The organism is Xanthobacter cornucopiae (assembly GCF_043195065.2).
In the GTDB taxonomy this organism is placed as follows: Bacteria; Pseudomonadota; Alphaproteobacteria; order Rhizobiales; family Xanthobacteraceae; genus Xanthobacter.
Genome location: NZ_CM195531.1, coordinates 4,739,547 through 4,756,454, shown reverse-complemented (window position 1 = coordinate 4,756,454; position 16,908 = coordinate 4,739,547). Strand labels below are relative to the sequence as shown.

Sequence of the window (16,908 nt, the reverse complement as noted above, 5' to 3'; positions counted from 1 at the left end):
CCGGCGGCGGCTGGCGCTGTGCCGACCGCGCAGCGGGTCCCCCACCGCTTGACCGCGCCCCTGCCACGCAAGGGACGGCGCGGCTCTCAGCCCGACGCCGGTGTCAGGCGGCGCAGCGGGCGGATGTCCATGATCCAGCCATGACGCGCGCATCGGCGATGGCCCCGGCCGCTTCCGCCAGCCGACCGGACATGAGGTTTCCTCATCCATACCGAGATAGGCGCCCCACGGGATAAGGGGCCCTGGGGGCGGTGGGCCGGCGGCGGCTGACCCTGTGACGACTGCGCGGTGGGTCGCCGCCGCGTAACCCGCGCCCCGGCCGCGCAAGGGGTGGCTCGGCTCAGGGCGCGGCGGCCGGCGCCATGCGCCGCAGCAGGTAGATGTCCATGATCCAGCCATGGCGGGCGCGGGCCTCGGCGCGCACCTCGGCGATGGCCCCGGCCACTTCCGCGAGCGGGCCGGACATGAGGATTTCCTCATCCATGCCGAGATAGGCGCCCCAGTGGATGAACAGCCCGTCCGGCGGGATGCGGCGATAGGTGTCCTCGCCGTCCAGCATCACCACCACGCTGTCGGCGTCGGCGGGAAAGCCGGCGGCGAGCTTGCGGCCGGTGGTGACGAGCACCGGCTCGCCGATGCGGTTGAGGGCAATGCGATGGCGCGCCGCCAACACCTGGAGGGAGCTGATGCCGGGGATGACCTCGTAGTCGAACCCGTCGTCTTGCGCGCGCAGGTGGTCTAGGATGCGCAGGGTGCTGTCGTAGAAGGCGGGATCGCCCCACACCAAAAGGCCGCCGCAGGCGCCCTCCGGCAGGTCGCGCGCGAAGGCCGCGCCATAGGCTTCGGCGACGGCGGTGTGCCAGCCGGCCACGGTCGCCCTGTAGTCGGCCGGCGCCGCCGCCCGCGCGGGGATGCGCACCTCGGCGATGCGGCTGGCGCGGTCGGGGATGAAGCGCTGGCAGATGGCCTCGCGCACATGGCGCAGGCGCGCCTTTTCCTCGCCCTTGTCGGGGATGAAGAACACGTCCACCCGCTTCAGGGCGGCGATGGCCTGGACGGTCATGTAATCGGGGCTGCCCGGCCCGATGCCGATGACCAGAATGCGCCGAATGGGCGATGACATGATGCGCTCCCGCTGGTTTCCGGCTCACGCCCGGCGATGGAGAGGGTCAAGACACGCGCCGCGGGGGCCGCGGCGCCCCCCCCGCACCGGCCTCACAGGCCGGCGATGGCGCGCAGGCGGGCGATGTCCACATGGGCGGCGAGATGATCCGCCAGCCGGTCGAGCACCGCATCCACCATGGTGTCGTAGACGAGCCCCGAGGCTGCCGGCGCCCCGAGCTGCGCCAGCAGCTGCCGCCGCGCCGGCTCCCCCGCGAACAGGCCGTGCAGGTAGGTGCCGGCCACCAGCCCGTCCTCGGAAACCGCGCCATCCGACCGGCCGTCCTCCAGCCACGCGAACGGGCGCGATGTACCCGCGCCGATGGTCTCGCCCATATGCATCTCGTAGCCGGAAACGGGCACCTGCGCGCCCGCCAGCCGGCCCGCCGCCGCCCGCAGGTGCTTATGCCGGCCGAGCCGGGTCTCCACCTCCAGCAGGCCCAGGCCATCGACCCGGCGCGGCTCGCCCTCGATGCCCTCGGGGTCCTCCACCGCGCGGCCGAGCATCTGGAATCCGCCGCACAGGCCCATCACCCGGCCGCCGCGCCGCAGGTGGGCGGCAATGTCGATGTCCCAGCCCTCGTCCTTGAGGAACAGCAGGTCGTCGATGGTGGCTTTCGAGCCGGGCAGCAGCACCAGCGCCGCCTCGGCGGGAATGGGCTGGCCCGGCGGAACGAGCCGCACTTCCACGCCCGGTTCCTCGCGCAGCGGGTCGAGATCGTCGAAATTGGAGATGCGCGGCGTCACCGGCACCGCGATCACCACCGCCCCCGCGCGCCCGGCCGAGCCGGCAAGGCCCAGGATGTCTTCCGCCGGCAGGCGACCGGCCTCGGCAAAGTGGGGCACGAGGCCGAGCGCCGGCCAGGAGGTGCGCGCGGCGATGGTCGCCATGCCGTCGGAAAACAGCGCCGGGTCGCCGCGGAAACGGTTGACGATGAAGCCCTTGACCAGCGCCGCGTCGTCCGGGTCCAGCACTGCGCTTGTGCCCACCAGGCTGGCGATGACGCCGCCGCGGTCGATGTCGCCCACCAGCACCACTGGGGTTTCGGTGGCGCGGGCGAAGCCCATGTTGGCGATGTCGGCGGCGCGCAGGTTCACTTCCGCCGCCGAGCCGGCGCCTTCCACGATCACCAGGTCGGCCTCGGCCTTCAGGCGGGCGAAGCTCTCCTCGACCCGCGCCAGGAGGCCCGCCTTCCAGGCCTGGTAGACGCTGGCCCTGGCGGTGCCCACCACATGGCCCTGGACCACCACCTGCGCGCCCACCTCGCTCTGGGGCTTCAGCAGCACTGGGTTCATGTGCACCGAGGGCGGGACGCCGGCGGCGCGGGCCTGCAGCGCCTGGGCGCGGCCGATCTCGCCGCCATCGGCGGTGACGGCGGCATTGTTGGACATGTTCTGCGGCTTGAACGGGCGAACCCTCAAGCCCTGCCGCGCGAACAGCCGGCAGAAGCCCGCCACCAGCAGTGACTTGCCCACGTTGGAGCCGGTGCCCTGCACCATGAACGCGCGTGCCATCAGAATTCGATGCCCTGCTGGGCCTTCACCCCGGCCGCGAAATGGTGCTTCACCAGCGTCATCTCGGTGACGAGATCGGCCGCCGCGATCAGCTCCGGCCGGGCGTTGCGGCCGGTGACGACCACATGGAGATCGTCGCGCCGGCCGGTGAGCGCCGCCAGCACCGCGTCGAGGGGCAGGTAATCGTAGCGCAGCGCGATGTTGAGCTCGTCCAGCACCAGCAGGTGGATTGCGGGATCGGCCATCAGCGCCTGCGCCCGCTGGAAGGCGGCGGTGGCGGCGGCGATGTCGCGGGCGCGGTCCTGGGTCTCCCAGGTGAAGCCCTCGCCCATGGTGTGCCAGGAAATCTGCGGCCCGAAGCGATCGAAGGCGGCCCTCTCGCCGGTGTCCCAGGCGCCCTTGATGAACTGCACGACGCCCACCTTCCAGCCGTGGCCGAGGGCCCGCAGCATCAGCCCCATGGCGGCGGTGGACTTGCCCTTGCCGGGGCCGGTGTGGACCATGAGAAGCCCCTTCTCGATGGTCTTTTGCGCCACCTCCCGGTCCTGCACGGCCTTGCGCTTCGCCATCTTCTCGCGATGGCGCGCCTCGATGTCGGTTTCGCGGGCGGGGTCCATGGGCAGGCCTCCTTGGGGCAGGAAACGGGCCGCTTGCATCGGAGCGCGGCGAGGGCTAATCGGTATAGATGACGGTGCCTCGCGCTGCGAGGTGAAAAGGGAATGCGGTGGAAAACCGCAGCTGCCCCCGCAACTGTAAGCGGATTGCCCGATCGCATCCACGCCACTGGAGGATTTCTCCGGGAAGGCCGTGACGGGCGCGACATCCGTGAGCCAGGAGACCTGCCGTCAACCCGACTTCTATGGGCCCGTCCGCCGGGGTGAGCGGATGGCGCTGTGCCGGAACCCCTCAAGGTTCCGCTCCGTCCGTAGAAGGAACCGGCCCGCGGGCCGGACGCGCGACGGAGCGGGCATGGCCAGCGTTTCCCACACTTCATCTGCCGCCACGGCTGCGTTTGCCGGACGGATTCCCTGCACCATCGTTACCGGCTTCCTCGGCGCGGGAAAGACCACCCTGGTGCGCCACCTGCTGCAGCACGCCCATGGCGCGCGCATCGCCGTGCTGGTGAACGAGTTCGGCGATATCGGCTTCGACGGTGCCTTCCTGGAGGGCTGCGGCATCGCCGGCTGCGACGACGGCCGGGTGGTGGAGCTGCCCAACGGCTGCATCTGCTGCACCGTGGCCGACGATTTCGTGCCCGCCCTGGACCGCCTGCTCGGCGCCGACACCCCGCCCGACCACATTCTCATCGAGACCTCGGGCCTGGCCCTGCCCAAGCCCCTGGTGCAGGCCTTCAACTGGCCGCAGATCCGCTCCCGCGTCACCGTGGACGGCGTGATCGCGGTGGTGGACGGGCCGGCGGTGGCCGCCGGCTTCTTCGCCGACGATCCGAACGCCCTGGCCGCCCAACGCGCCGACGACACGGCGGTGGACCACGACAATCCGCTGGAAGAGGTGTTCGAGGACCAGATCCTGTGCGCCGACCTGGTGCTGCTCAACAAGGCCGACCTGATGGACCCGGCCGCGCGCGCCGCCGCCCGCGCCGAGGTCGCACGCCACCTGCCGCGCGCCGTGAAGATCGTGGAAACCGCCCACGGCACCGCCGAACCAGCCCTGGTGCTGGGCCTTCAGGCCGCCGCCGAGGACGACCTCGACGCCCGCCGCACCCACCACGATGCCGAGGCGCCCCACGACCATGACGATTTCGAGAGCATGGTGGTGCATCTCGGCCCCGCCGCCACGCCGGAGGACATCGCCGCCCGGCTGGCGCGCGCCACCGAGGCCGACGGCGTGCTGCGCATCAAGGGCTTCATGCCGGTCGCGGGCAAGCCGTCGCGGCTGGTGGTGCAGGCCGTCGGGCGCCGCACCGCGCATCATTTCGACCGCCCGTGGGCGGTCGGCGAGGCCCGCGACGGCCGGCTGGTGGTGATCGGCCTGAAGGGCTTCGACCGCGACGCCGTCGCCCGCGCGCTGGCCGGCTGACGCCCCATGCACCTGTTGCCCATGAGCCGCGCGAGCCTCGACGATGGCGAGGCCGCCGTCGATCTCGCCCAGCCGCCGGGCGACATGGTGGTGCTGTCCTTTTCCGACAGCGACCTCTCGGCGCTCGCCGCCGCCCATGACGCACAAAGGGCGGCCCTCGCCGCCGCCCGTGACGCGCGAAAGGTGGCGCCAGCCGCCGCCCATGGCGCGCAAGGGGCGGCGCTGCCCACGCTGCGACTCGCCAGCCTCCGGCGGCTGCGGCATCCGCTGTCGGTGGACCTTTATATGGAGAAGACCATCGCCCGGGCCCGGGTGGTGGTGGCGCGCTGCCTCGGCGGGCTCGACTATTGGCGCTATGGGGTGGAAAGCCTTGCCGCCTGCTGCCGCGCGCACCGCATCGCCCTCGCCGTGCTGCCGGGCGACGACCGTCCCGACCCGCGCCTGGCCGCCCACGGCACCCTTGCCGCGGACGAACAGGGGGAGCTCGCCGCCTATTTCCAGGCCGGCGGCCCCGACAACATGGCCGCCCTGCTGCGCCGTCTCGCCCGCCATTGCGGCGTGGCGCTGGACGCCCCGCCGCCCCGCCCGGTGCCATGCCTGTTCCGCTGGACGCCCGGCGGCGGCCTGCTGACCGACGCGGCGGAGCCGGACGCGGCGGCCGCGGGCACCCCCGCGCGCGCCCTGGTGCTCGCTTATCGCTCGGCCATCCTGGCGGGCGAGACCGCGCCCCTCGCCGCCCTGAGCGAGGCCCTGGCTGCACGCGGCCTGGCGCCGGAAGTGGTGGGGCTGAGCAGCCTCAAGGACCCGGAGGCGGTCGCCGCCCTGGCCCGCCGCCTCGCCGCCCGTCCGCCGGACATCATCGTCTCCACCACCGCCTTCTCGGCGCGGCAGGGGGCGGATTTCGTGCTCGACGCCGCCGACTGCCCCATCCTCCAGGCGATTCCGGTCGGCGGGCCACGCGCGGGCTGGGCCGCCTCCGGCCGCGGCCTGGCGGCGGCAGACCTCGCCATGCAGGTGGCCTTGCCGGAATTCGACGGCCGTCTCGCCGGCTTCCCCCTCTCCTTCCGCGAGGAGGCCGAGGCCGATCCCGCCCTCGCCTTTGCCCGCCGCACGCAGGTGCCCGATGCGGCGGGCATCGCCGCCCTGGCCGAGCAGGCCGCCGGATGGGTGCGGTTGCGCCGGCTGCCGCGCGGCGCCCGGCGCCTCGCCATCGTGCTGCCGGACTATCCGGCCCGCGCCGGGCGGGCCGGCTTCGCGGTGGGCCTCGACACGCCGGAAAGCACCTGCCGGATCCTCGATCTCCTGGCCGAGGCCGGCTACGATACCCCGCGCGACTTCGACGGCGCGGCGCTGATGGCCTGCCTCACCGGCGCGCCGGCGGGCCTTGCTGTACCGCTGGAGCGCTATGCCGCCTGGCTCGCCGGCCTGCCGGAGGCCCTCGGCATGGCGGTGACGGCGCGCTGGGGCGCGCCCGCGAGCGATCCCGCATGCCGCGACGGCGCCTTCCGCTTCGCCGCGGCGCGGGCCGGCCGGGCGCTGGTGGCGCTGCAGCCCGATCGCGGCCGGGGCGGTGACCGCAAGGCCGCCTATCACGACCCCGACACGGTGCCCACCCACGCCTTCCTCGCCTTCCATCTGGCCCTGCGCGAGCGCGTCGATGCGCTGGTGCCGCTCGGCACCCACGGCACGCTGGAATGGCTGCCGGGCAAGGCGGTGGCGCTCTCGCCCCACTGCTGGCCCCGGCTGGCGGTGGGGGCGCTGCCGGTGGTCTATCCCTTCATCGTCGACGATCCGGGAGAGGCCGCGCCGGCGCGGCGCCGGCTTGGGGCGGTGGCGCTCGGCCACCTCACCCCGCAGGTGGGCACCGCCGCCCTGCACGGCGAGGCGGCGGCGCTGCGCGCCCTGGTGGAGGAATTCTCCGCCGCCCGGGTGCTCGACCCGCGCCGCGCCGACCTGGTGGCCGCAGACATCCTGGAGCGGGCGGAGCTGTCCGGCCTCGCCCGGGCCTGCGGCGTCACCCGCGATACCGCCATGAGCGATGCACTGAGCGCCCTCGACGCCCATCTGTGCGACCTGGGCGAGACCGCCATGCGCACCGGCCTGCATGTCTACGGCTCAGCCCCGCCCGGCTATGAGGACTGCGCCGCCGGCGAGCGCGCCGGGCTGCTGAAGGCCCTCGACGGCGGCTTCGTGGTGCCTGGCCCGGCCGGCGCGCCGGCGCGCATGGGGCGCGACGTGCGGCCCACCGGGCGCAACCTGTCCACCCTCGATCCGCGCGCCCTGCCCACCCGCGCCGCCGCGCGCCTGGGCGAGAAGGCGGCCGCCGAGGTGCTGCGCCGCCATTTCCAGGACCACGGCGACTGGCCGCGCCGCGTCGTCATGGACCTGTGGGCCTCGCCCACCCTGCGCACCGGCGGCGAGGACATCGCCCACGCCCTCGCCCTCATGGGCGCGCGGCCGTGCTGGGACGACGCCTCCACCCGCCTGCGCGGTTTCGAGATCCTGCCCCTCGCCCGGCTCGACCGGCCGCGCGTCGATGTCACCGTGCGCATTTCCGGCGCCTTCCGCGACACCTTCCCGGACCAGATCGCGCTCATCGACCAGGTGGCGCGCGCCGTCGCTGCCCTCGACGAGGCGGCGGACTGGAACCCGCTGGCGGCGGCGCGGCAGCGCGGCGAAGGGCTGGGCCGCGTCTATGGCGCCGCCTTCGGCCGCTACGGCGCGGGCGTCGCCGGCACCGCCCTCGACGGCGCCTGGGAGGCGGGCGACGCGCTCGGCGCCGCCTATCTTTCCGCCACCGGCTTCGCTTTCGGCGGGCGCGAAGGCACCGGCGCCGCCGATGCCGGATTCGCGGCACGGGTGGCGGCCGCGGAAGCCTTCGTGCACACCACCGACGTCGCCGAACGCGACCTGCTCGACGGCGAGTCCGTAGCCGATAGCTTCGGCGGCTTCGCGGCGGCCGCGCGCGCGCTCGGCGCCGCCCCCGCCCTCTACAGCCTCGACACCTCGCGGCCCGAGCGGCCCAAGGCCCGCTCGCTCGCCGAGGACATCGACCGCATCGTGCGCGCCCGCCTCACCCATCCGGCCTGGATCGCGGCCCAGCTGGCCCATGGCTGGCGCGGCGGTGCCGAACTGGCGCAGGGGGTGGACGCCCTCTACGTGTTCGCCGCCTCCAGCGACGCGGTGCCGGCGGCGCTGCTGGACGCGGTGTTCAACGCCCTGGTGCGCGATCCCGAGACCCGGCAGCGTCTGGAGGCTGCCAATCCGGCGGCGGCGCAGGCCATCCGCGCCCGCCTCGCAGACCTGCGCCGGCGCGGCCTGTGGAACAGCCGGCTCAATTCCGCCGCCACGCTGGAGGAGGCCGCCGAATGAAAGCCTGCATGGATCATCTGGCGCGCGGCTGGTGCCCCGGTGTGGCCCGCCCCATGGCCACCGGCGACGGGCTGCTGGCACGGGTGCATCCGCCCCATGGCATCCTCTCACCAGCCCAGGCGCGCGGCCTTGCCGCGGTCTCCGTGCGCTGCGGCAACGGCATGGTGGACATCACCAGCCACGGCAATCTCCAGCTGCGCGGCCTCACGCCAGCCACCCAGGGGATGGCGCTGGCGGCGCTGGCCGCCCTCGGCCTCGCCGATCCCGCGCCCCGCCCGCCCTATCGCGCCACCGTGGTCTCGCCCCTGGCTGGGCTCGACCCCCTCGAGGCCACCGACGGCCTGGTGCTGGCGCAGGCGGTGGAGGAGATGGCGCGGGCCATCGCCCTGCCGCCAAAGTTCCTGATCGCCATCGACAGCGGCGGCGCCTTCGGCCTCGACGCCCTGGCCCCCGACGTGTGGGTGCGCGCGCAAGCCGCCGGCACGCTGCGGCTCGGGCTTGGCGGCGACAGCGTGCCGTGGACGCCGCCACTGCCGCGCGCGGCCCTGGACACCGCGCTGCCGGCGCTGCTGCGCGCCATCGCCGCCGCGCTGTCCCGCCACGGCGCGCGCCGTGCCCACGCCATGCCCGCCGCCGCGCGCCAGGCCCTGATGCCCGGCGCGCAGGCCCTCCACCTGCCGTCCCGGGCCGCGCCGGCGGCGGGGGCGGTGATGCTGAAGGGCGGCACCCTCGGCCTGCTCGCCGCCGCGCCATTCGGCCAGATGCCCGCCGCCGCCCTCGCCGGGCTGGCGGACGCGGCTGCCCGCCACGGCCTCGATGCCCTGCGCCTCACCCCCCGGCGCGGGGTGCTGCTGCCCGGCCTGGCGCCGGCGGACCTGGAGCCGGCGCGCGCCGATATCGCCGCGCTCGGCCTCGTCACCGATCCGGCCGACCCCCGGTTGCGGGTGATCACCTGCCCCGGCGCCCCGGCCTGCGCCGCCGGCCTGTGCCAGACCCATCCGCTCGCCACCCGCCTGGCCGCCGCGCTGCCGCCGGGGGATGGCGAGGTGCACCTTTCGGCCTGCGCCAAGGGGTGCGCCCGGCGCGGCGCCAGCGCCCTCACCCTGGTGGCCCGGGACGACGCCTTCGCCGTGATCGGGAACGGCGGCCCGCTCGACCCGCCCCTCGCCATCCTGCCCTTCGCGGAGATCGCCCGTCGCCTCGCCGGCGCCGCCGCTCTCTCTCATGCCTTCCACGCAGAGGCCCCGCGCCATGACCCGTGAACAGCCCGCCGGCACCGCCCCACCGGCCGGACCTGCGGTGCCCCCACCGCCCGGCCTCGACTATGTGAAGTCCGGCGCCGAAATCTACCGCCGCTCGTTCGCGCTCATTCGCGCCGAGGCCGACCTCTCGGCCTGGAGCGGCGCCGCCGAGCGCGTGGTGGTGCGCATGATCCACGCCTGTGGCATGACCGACCTGCCCGCCGACGTCGCCATGTCGGACGATTTCGCCACCGCCGGCGTCACCGCCCTGGCCGCCGGCGCGCCCATTCTGTGCGACAGCCGCATGGTGGCCGACGGCATCACCCGCGCGCGCCTGCCGGCCGGCAACCCGGTGGCGTGCACCCTCGGCGATCCGCGCACGGCACCGCTGGCGGAGCAGCTCGGCACCACCCGCAGCGCCGCCGCCGTCACCTTGTGGCGCGAGCGCCTCGCCGGCGCGCTGGTGGTGGTGGGCAACGCGCCCACCGCCCTGTTCCAGCTGCTGGAGATGCTGGACCAGGGCGCGCCGCACCCGGCCGCCGTCATCGGCATTCCGGTGGGCTTCATCGGCGCTGCCGAATCCAAGGATGCGTTGGCGGCCGATGGCCGGGTGCCGTTCCTGGTGGTGCGCGGCCGGCGCGGTGGCAGCGCCATGGCGGCGGCGGCGGTGAACGCCCTCGCCTCACCGGTGGAGTGAGCGGCATGGCCCATTTCCCCCCGACCCTGCTCTACGGCATCGGCCTCGGCCCCGGCGATCCCGACTACATGACGGTGAAGGCCCGGCGCCTGCTGGAGGAAGCCGACCTGCTCGCCCATTTCTGCAAGGCCGGTGCGCGCGGCCACGGCCGGCGCATCGCCGACGCCATCGTCGGCGCCGACCCGGCGCGCGAGCTGGCGCTGGTCTATCCCGTCACCACCGAAGTGCCGGTGTCCCATCCCGACTACGGCGCCCGCATCGCCGCCTTCTATGCGGAGAGCGCCGAGCGCATCGCCACCGAGCTCGGCCGCGGCCGGCGGGTCGGCGTGCTGTGCGAGGGCGACCCCTTCTTCTACGGCTCGTTCATGCATCTGTGGCGGCGCCTCGCCCCCCGCTTTCCCACCGAGGTGGTGCCTGCCGTCACCGGCATGTCGGCGGCCTGGACCCATGCCGGGGCGCCCATCACCTGGGGCGACGACGTGCTTACCGTGCTGCCGGGAACGCTGCAGGCCGAGGACCTCACGGCGCGGCTCAAGGACACCGGGGCGGCAGTCATCATGAAGCTCGGCCGGCACCTGCCCAAGGTGCGCGGCGCCCTGCGCGCGGCCGGGCTGGAGGGCCGCGCCATCTATGCCGAGCGCATCAGCATGGCGGAGGAGAAGGTGATGCCGCTCTTGGACAAGCAGGACGACGCCGCCCCCTATTTCTCCATGATCATCGTGCCCGGCGAAGGGCGCCGGCTGTGAGCGGGCATCTCGCCATCGTCGGCCTCGGCCCCGGCGACCCGCGCTATCTCACCCCCGCGGCGGCGCTGGCGCTGGCGGCGGCCAGCGACCTCGTGGGCTACCACGCCTATCTCGACCGGGTGCCGGCGGCCGCCCACCAGACCCGCCACGGCTCCGACAACCGGGTGGAGTTGGACCGCGCCCGGCTGGCGCTGGAGCTGGCGGCGGCGGGGCGGCGGGTGGCGGTGGTCTCCGGCGGCGACCCCGGGGTGTTCGCCATGGCGGCGGCGGTGTTCGAGGCACTGGAGAGCGGCCCGCCGCACTGGCGCGCCCTCGACATCGCGGTCGAGCCCGGCGTCACCGCCATGCTGGCGGCGGCCGCCGCCGCCGGCGCGCCGCTCGGCGGCGATTTCTGCACCGTCTCCCTGTCGGACAATCTGAAGCCCTGGGCGCTGGTGACACGACGGCTGGAGGCGGCGCTGGCGGCGGATTTCGCGCTCGCCCTCTACAACCCCATCTCCAAGGCCCGGCCGCACCGGCTGGACGAGGCGTTCGACATCGCCCGCCGCCACCGCGCCGGCACGACACCGGTGGTGCTGGCCCGCGCCGTGGGCCGGCCCGACGCGCGGCTGGCGGTGCGACCGCTGGCCGAGGTGAAGGGCGAGATGGCGGACATGGCCACCCTGGTGCTGATCGGCGCCAGCACCACCCGGCTGATCCCGCGCCCGGACGGCTCGGCCTATGTCTACACGCCCCGTTTCCACGCGGCGCCGGCATGAGCCGCCACGAAGGCCACGGCCTCCTCCACGCTCCCGGTGGCCGGCAGGTCCGGCCGCGCCGGGCGGCGGACCATCACCACGTCGAGGCCGAGGCGGCGCGCCGCCTCGATCTTGCCATAGGTGGACCGTCCGCCGGAATGCTTGGTGACGACGATATCGATGCGCTCGCGCGCCATCAGCTCGGCTTCCGCATCGGCATCGAACGGGCCGCGCGCGTGAAGCTCCACCAGCCGGGGCAGCGCCACCCCGGAGGGTTCTATGCTGCGCGCCAGATAATGATGCTGCGGCGCCGCCAGGAAGGCGCCCATGCCCTGCCGGCCGATGGTGAGGAACACCCGCCGCGGCGCCGCCCCCAGCGCGGCCGCGGCGGCGGCGAGGTCGTCCACCTCGATCCAGCGGTCGCCGTCCTGCCGGCTCCAGCCGGGCCGCAGCAGGGCCAGGGCGGGAATGCCAGCGCACGCCGCCGCCCAGGCGGCATTGGCGGAAATGCGGGCCGCGAACGGATGGGTGGCATCCACCAGCGCGGCGACGCCCTCGGCGCGCAGGAAATCGGCCAGCCCCTGCGCCCCGCCGAAGCCGCCAACCCGCACCGGCAGCGGCAGGGCGGCCGGCGCCTCGGTGCGCCCGGCCAGCGACACCATCACATCGCCCAGCCCCAGCCGCGCGCACGCTTTGGCCAGCGCCGCGGCCTCGCTGGTTCCCCCCAGAATGAGCACGGTCATGTCTGCCTTTTCCGTCATGGCGCCTGAGTTGTCGAGCCCGTCCCTCGCCGCCCCCTGGCTCACCCTGGTCGGCATCGGCGAGGACGGCCGCGCCGGGCTGTCGCCGGCGCAGCGGCGGGCCATCGACGGCGCCGAGCTGGTGGTGGGCGGGCGCCGCCATCTCGATCTCGCGGCGCCGTTCTCCGGCGAGCCGCTGGCGTGGCCGCGGCCGCTGGGTGATGCGTTTCCGCAGATCCTGGCGCGGCGCGGCCGCCCGGTGTGCGTGCTGGCGAGTGGCGATCCCTTCAACCACGGCATCGGCAGCGTGCTCGGCCAGAAGGTGGCGCCGCAGGAGATGATGTGCCTGCCCGGCCCCTCCGCCTTCTCGCTGGCGGCGGCGCGCCTCGCCTGGGCGCTGCAGGACTGCCTGAGCCTGTCGCTGCACGGGCGGGCGCTCAACCGCATCGTGCCCCATCTCACTCCGCGCGCCCGCATCCTCGCCCTCTCGTGGGACGGCGCGACCCCGGCGCGGCTCGCCGCGCTGCTGGCCGAGCGCGGCTTCGGTGCCTCCCACCTCACGGTGCTGGAGGCCATGGGCGGGCCGCGCGAGCGGGTGCGCGCCACGACCGCCGAGGCCTTCGCCCTCGCCGACGTCGACCCGCTCAACCTGATCGCCGTCGAGGTGGTGGCAGCGCCCCAGGCGCGCGTGGTGGCGCTGACGCCGGGCCTGGACGACAGCTGGTTCGCCCATGACGGGCAGATCACCAAGAGCGAGGTGCGCGCGCTTACCCTGTGCGCGCTGCGGCCGCTGCCGGGCGAACGGCTATGGGACATCGGTTCCGGCTCCGGCTCCATCGCGGTGGAATGGTGCATCCGCCATCCCGCCAACACCGCCGTGGCGGTGGAACTGCGGGGCGATCGCGCCGCCCGCATCCGGGGCAATGCCGAGCGCTTCGGCGCCGAGGGATTGAGCGTGGTGCGCGGCACCGCGCCCGAGGTGCTGCAGGGCCTGCCGCCGCCGGACGCGGTGTTCATCGGCGGCGGCCTCACCGCGGCCGGCGTGTTCGAGGCGGCCTTCGCAGCCCTGCCCAAGGGCGGTCGCCTGGTGGCCAATGTGGTGACACTGGAAGGGGAAGCCCGCCTCGCCGACCTGTTCCGCGCGCATGGCGGCGAAATGAGCCGCCTGTCGCTCGCCCGGCTCGATCCGGTGGGCAGCTTCCACGGCTGGCGCCCGGCGATGCCGGTCACCCAATGGCGGGTGGTGAAGCCATGATCGCCGCCGGCTTCGGCATGAGCAGCGCCGTCACCGCCGAGGAGCTGCTCGCCCTTTTTGCACAGGCGCTGGCGGCCGGCGGCCTGGAGGCCGGCGCGGTGGACTGCCTCGCCACCGTGGCCCTGCGCGCCCGCCTGCCGGCGCTGCGGGAGGTCGCCGCGCGACTGCGGCTGCCGGTGCGGGCGGTGGCCGCCGGCGAGCTGCCACGGGTGGCGGCCCAGGTGGTCACCCATTCGGAACGGGCGATGGCGCGCCACGGCGTCGGCTCGGTGGCGGAAGCGGCGGCGCTGGCGGCGGCGGGGCGGGACGCCCGCCTGCTGGTGCCCCGCCTCCAGGCCGGGCGCGCCACCTGCGCGCTGGCGCACGGCGTCGCGCGAACGCCCACCATCGGGGAGGCCTCACCATGAGCGTGCATTTCATCGGTGCCGGGCCGGGCGCGGCCGACCTCATCACCGTGCGCGGGCGCGATCTCCTCGCCCGCTGCGGCCTGTGCCTGTTCGCCGGCTCGCTGGTGGCGCCCGAAATGCTCTCCTGGTGCGCGCCGGGCACGCCCCGCATCGACACCGCGCCGCTCGACCTCGACACCATCATCGCCCACATGGCCCGCGCCCATGCGGCGGGAATCGAGGTGGCGCGGCTGCACTCCGGCGACCTCTCGGTGTGGAGCGCGGCCGGCGAGCAGATGCGCCGGCTCGACGCCCTCGCCATTCCCTACACGCTCACCCCCGGGGTGCCGGCCTTCGCCGCCGCCGCCGCCGCGCTAGGCGCCGAACTGACGGTGCCCGAGCGGGCGCAATCCCTGGTGCTCACCCGCACCTCCGGCCGCGCCACGCCCATGCCCGCGCGCGAGACGCTGGCCGGCTTTGCCGCCACCGGCGCCACCCTCGCCATCCATCTGTCGATCCACGTCATCGACCAGGTGGCAGCGGACCTGCTGCCCTTCTACGGCGCCGACTGCCCCGCCGCCGTGGTGTTCCGCGCCTCCTGGCCGGAGGAATGCATCATCCGCGCGCCGCTCGGCGCCCTGGCTGAACGGGTGGCCGAAGCCCGGCTGGAGCGCTCCGCCACCATCTTCGTGGGCCCGGCGCTGTCCGGCGGCCCGGCGCCGGACAGCGCCCTCTATGCCCCCGGCTACGATCGCCGCTTCCGCCCACGCCACGGCCCCACCGCCACCCCGGCGGACCACGCGGCCACCCCTGCCGCGACCATCGCCACCGGAGAGGCGCCATGACATCTCAAAGCCCCACCCCGGGCCCCTCCGAACGCTCCTCTACGGCCGCCCCGGCCATGGCGCTCGCCCGGCTGTCTCCCGCGTTCGAGCCGGGCACGGTCTGGCTCACCGGGGCCGGGCCGGGCGACCCGGGCCTGCTCACCCTCAACGCCCTGAACGGCCTCGCCCAGGCCGACGTGATCGTGCACGACGCGCTGGTGGACCCGCGCATCCTGGCCCTGGCATCGCCGGAAGCGGCGCTGGAGTTCGCCGGAAAGCGCGGCGGCAAGCCCTCCGCCGCCCAGCCCGACATCACCGGGCGGCTGATCGCCCTCGCCCGCGCCGGCAAGCGCGTGTTGCGGCTGAAGGGCGGCGATCCATTCGTGTTCGGGCGCGGCGGCGAGGAGGCGCTGGCGCTGGCCGAGGCCGACATCCGCTTCCGCATCGTGCCCGGAGTATCGAGCGGCCTCGCCGGCCTCGCCCTCCACGGTGTGCCCGCCACCACCCGCGACACCAACCATGCGGTGGTGCTGGCCACCGGCCACGGCGCCGACGACGGCGCCCTCGACTTCACCCGCCTCGCCCAGGCGGCGATGGCGGGCATGCCGGTGGTGCTCTACATGGCGGTGGCGCGCCTGCCCGCCATCGTCGCAGGGCTGCTCGCCGGCGGGCTGGCGCCGGACACGCCCGCCCTCGCCGTCCATGCCGTCACCACCGCCGACGAGGATGTAACGGAAGCCCCCCTCGCCGACCTGCCGCGCCGCGCGGCGGCGGGGGCGCTGCGCTCGCCGTGCATCATCGCCGTGGGGGCCATCGCCGCCCTGCGCCGGCCGCTGGCGCGCCACCTCATCCGCGACACGGCGGGGCCGGCGACATGATGCTTCCTCCCGGCCTGCTCATCGCCGCCCCCCGCTCCGGCTCGGGCAAGAGCACGGTGACACTCGGCCTGCAGCGGGCGCTGGCCCGCGACGGGGTGCGGGTGCAGGGGGCCAAGTGCGGCCCCGACTATATCGACACCGCCTTCCACGCCGCCGCCACCGGGCGCCCCTCGGTCAATCTCGACAGCTTCGCCATGGCGCCGGCGGTGATGGCGCGCCTGCTCGCCACCAGCACCGAGGGCGCCGAGCTGGTGGTGGCCGAGGGCTCCATGGGCCTGTTCGACGGCGTGCGCGGCGCGGCCGGCCGCACCGGCGCCTCGGCCGATGTGGCCGCCGTGTTCGGCTGGCCGGTGCTGCTGGTGCTGGACGTCTCCGGCCATGCCCAGTCGGCCGCGGCGGTGGCGCTGGGCTGCGCCCGCTACGACCCGCGCCTCACCCTCGCCGGCGTCATCCTCAACAATGTGGCGAGCGACCGGCATCGCCGGCTGGTGGAAGACGGGCTGGCGCGGGTCGGCCTGCCGGTGCTGGGGGTGGTGGGCCGCGACCGGGCCCTGCTGCTGCCGGAACGCCACCTGGGCCTGGTCCAGGCCAGCGAGACGGCGGACCTCGAGGCCCGGCTCGACCGCCTGGCGGACGTCTGCGCCGAAGGCTTCGACCTGCCCCGCGTCCGCGCCCTGGCCCGCAGCGCGCCGGTGGCGGCCGCCGCTGCGCCGGCGCTGCCGCCGCCGGGCCAGCGCATCGCCCTGGCCGAGGACGCGGCCTTCTCGTTCGTCTATGCCCATGTGCTCGCCAGCTGGCGCCGCCAGGGGGCGCAGATCCACCCGTTCTCACCGCTGGCGGACGAGCCGCCGCCCCCGGATTGCGACTGCTGCTGGCTGCCCGGCGGCTATCCCGAGCTGCACGCCGGCCGGCTCGCCGCCGCCACGCGCTTCCTCGATGGGCTGCGCGGCTTCGCCGGCCCGATCCACGGCGAATGCGGCGGCTACATGGTCCTGGGCACCCACCTGGAGGACGCAGAGGGCGTCAGCCACGCCATGGCCGGCCTGCTGCCGGTGGCCACCAGCTATGCCCGGCGGCGCCTCCACCTCGGCTACAGGGTGGCCCGGCTTGTCCATGACGGAGCGCTGGGGCCGGCGGGAACCCGGCTGGTGGGCCACGAGTTCCACTACGCCTCCATCACCCACGCGGACGCCGCGCCGGACGCCGCCTTCGCCACCGTCACCGATGCCGAGGGACAGGAGCTGGGGCCCGCCGGCCATCGGGTGGGCCAGGTCTCCGGCAGCTTCTTCCACGCCATCTGCGCCGCCTGACCCAGA

At 74.9% G+C, this 16,908-nt stretch carries 15 protein-coding genes and 1 riboswitch; of the genes, 11 read left to right on the top strand and 4 right to left on the bottom strand.

What is annotated here, in order from left to right; translation table 11 throughout:
• Positions 1 to 340: 340 nt before the first annotated feature.
• The 3 genes from cobF to cobO form a co-directional block, all read right to left on the bottom strand.
• Positions 341 to 1,111, bottom strand: a complete 771-nt coding sequence (gene cobF / locus V5F53_RS20910) for a precorrin-6A synthase (deacetylating) (RefSeq protein WP_393995936.1) — start codon at positions 1,109 to 1,111, stop codon at positions 341 to 343.
• 104 nt (positions 1,112 to 1,215) lie between these two features.
• The gene (locus tag V5F53_RS20905) at positions 1,216 to 2,676 is read right to left on the bottom strand and encodes a cobyric acid synthase (RefSeq protein WP_393995580.1); all 1,461 of its coding nucleotides are present in this window, start codon (positions 2,674 to 2,676) and stop codon (positions 1,216 to 1,218) included.
• A complete protein-coding gene (cobO, locus tag V5F53_RS20900) occupies positions 2,676 to 3,293 on the bottom strand; it encodes a cob(I)yrinic acid a,c-diamide adenosyltransferase (protein ID WP_393995579.1) in 618 nt (205 codons plus the stop codon). Before cobO ends, V5F53_RS20905 begins: the two co-directional genes overlap by 1 nt.
• 55 nt (positions 3,294 to 3,348) lie before the next feature.
• A riboswitch (cobalamin riboswitch) is annotated at positions 3,349 to 3,537 on the top strand.
• Positions 3,538 to 3,645: 108 nt separating this feature from the next.
• Here cobO and cobW point away from each other — a divergent pair.
• Genes cobW through cobJ form a run of 6 tightly spaced genes read left to right on the top strand, consistent with a single transcriptional unit; the run spans position 3,646 to position 11,530 of the window.
• Complete coding sequence (cobW, locus tag V5F53_RS20895; protein WP_393995578.1) at positions 3,646 to 4,716, top strand: cobalamin biosynthesis protein CobW; 1,071 nt, start codon at positions 3,646 to 3,648, stop codon at positions 4,714 to 4,716.
• Positions 4,717 to 4,722: 6 nt separating this feature from the next.
• Positions 4,723 to 8,088 (top strand): cobaltochelatase subunit CobN, encoded by a 3,366-nt coding sequence (gene cobN / locus V5F53_RS20890; RefSeq protein WP_393995577.1) that lies wholly within the window; start codon positions 4,723 to 4,725, stop codon positions 8,086 to 8,088.
• Positions 8,085 to 9,350, top strand: coding sequence for a precorrin-3B synthase (cobG, locus tag V5F53_RS20885; RefSeq protein WP_393995576.1), 1,266 nt, complete (start codon positions 8,085 to 8,087; stop codon positions 9,348 to 9,350). Before cobN ends, cobG begins: the two co-directional genes overlap by 4 nt.
• Positions 9,340 to 10,026 carry a precorrin-8X methylmutase gene (locus V5F53_RS20880; protein WP_393995575.1) on the top strand — a complete coding sequence of 229 codons (687 nt, stop codon included), beginning with the start codon at positions 9,340 to 9,342 and terminating at the stop codon, positions 10,024 to 10,026. The genes cobG and V5F53_RS20880 overlap by 11 nt, the downstream gene beginning before the upstream one ends.
• Positions 10,027 to 10,031: 5 nt before the next feature.
• Entirely contained in the window at positions 10,032 to 10,772 is a 741-nt protein-coding gene (locus tag V5F53_RS20875) for a precorrin-2 C(20)-methyltransferase (RefSeq protein ID WP_393995574.1), read from the top strand.
• Positions 10,769 to 11,530, top strand: coding sequence for a precorrin-3B C(17)-methyltransferase (cobJ, locus tag V5F53_RS20870; RefSeq protein WP_393995573.1), 762 nt, complete (start codon positions 10,769 to 10,771; stop codon positions 11,528 to 11,530). The genes V5F53_RS20875 and cobJ overlap by 4 nt, the downstream gene beginning before the upstream one ends.
• On the opposite strand, the gene V5F53_RS20865 is transcribed toward cobJ, so the two are convergent.
• Entirely contained in the window at positions 11,497 to 12,252 is a 756-nt protein-coding gene (locus V5F53_RS20865; protein WP_393995572.1) for a cobalt-precorrin-6A reductase, read from the bottom strand. The two genes, cobJ and V5F53_RS20865, sit on opposite strands and share 34 nt — an antisense overlap.
• On the opposite strand from V5F53_RS20865, the gene cbiE reads away from it, so the two are divergent.
• The 5 genes from cbiE to V5F53_RS20840 are packed head-to-tail and all read left to right on the top strand — an operon-like array spanning position 12,251 to position 16,902.
• Complete coding sequence (gene cbiE / locus V5F53_RS20860) at positions 12,251 to 13,504, top strand: precorrin-6y C5,15-methyltransferase (decarboxylating) subunit CbiE (RefSeq protein WP_393995571.1); 1,254 nt, start codon at positions 12,251 to 12,253, stop codon at positions 13,502 to 13,504. The genes V5F53_RS20865 and cbiE overlap by 2 nt on opposite strands.
• Positions 13,501 to 13,911 carry a cobalamin biosynthesis protein gene (locus tag V5F53_RS20855; protein ID WP_393995570.1) on the top strand — a complete coding sequence of 137 codons (411 nt, stop codon included), beginning with the start codon at positions 13,501 to 13,503 and terminating at the stop codon, positions 13,909 to 13,911. The genes cbiE and V5F53_RS20855 overlap by 4 nt, the downstream gene beginning before the upstream one ends.
• Complete coding sequence (gene cobM, locus V5F53_RS20850) at positions 13,908 to 14,735, top strand: precorrin-4 C(11)-methyltransferase (protein ID WP_393995569.1); 828 nt, start codon at positions 13,908 to 13,910, stop codon at positions 14,733 to 14,735. The genes V5F53_RS20855 and cobM overlap by 4 nt, the downstream gene beginning before the upstream one ends.
• Positions 14,732 to 15,592, top strand: coding sequence for a uroporphyrinogen-III C-methyltransferase (gene cobA / locus V5F53_RS20845; protein ID WP_393995568.1), 861 nt, complete (start codon positions 14,732 to 14,734; stop codon positions 15,590 to 15,592). The genes cobM and cobA overlap by 4 nt, the downstream gene beginning before the upstream one ends.
• Positions 15,589 to 16,902: a cobyrinic acid a,c-diamide synthase CobB gene (locus V5F53_RS20840; RefSeq protein ID WP_393995567.1), complete on the top strand. Its 1,314-nt coding sequence runs from the start codon at positions 15,589 to 15,591 to the stop codon at positions 16,900 to 16,902. Before cobA ends, V5F53_RS20840 begins: the two co-directional genes overlap by 4 nt.
• Positions 16,903 to 16,908 lie beyond the last annotated feature (6 nt).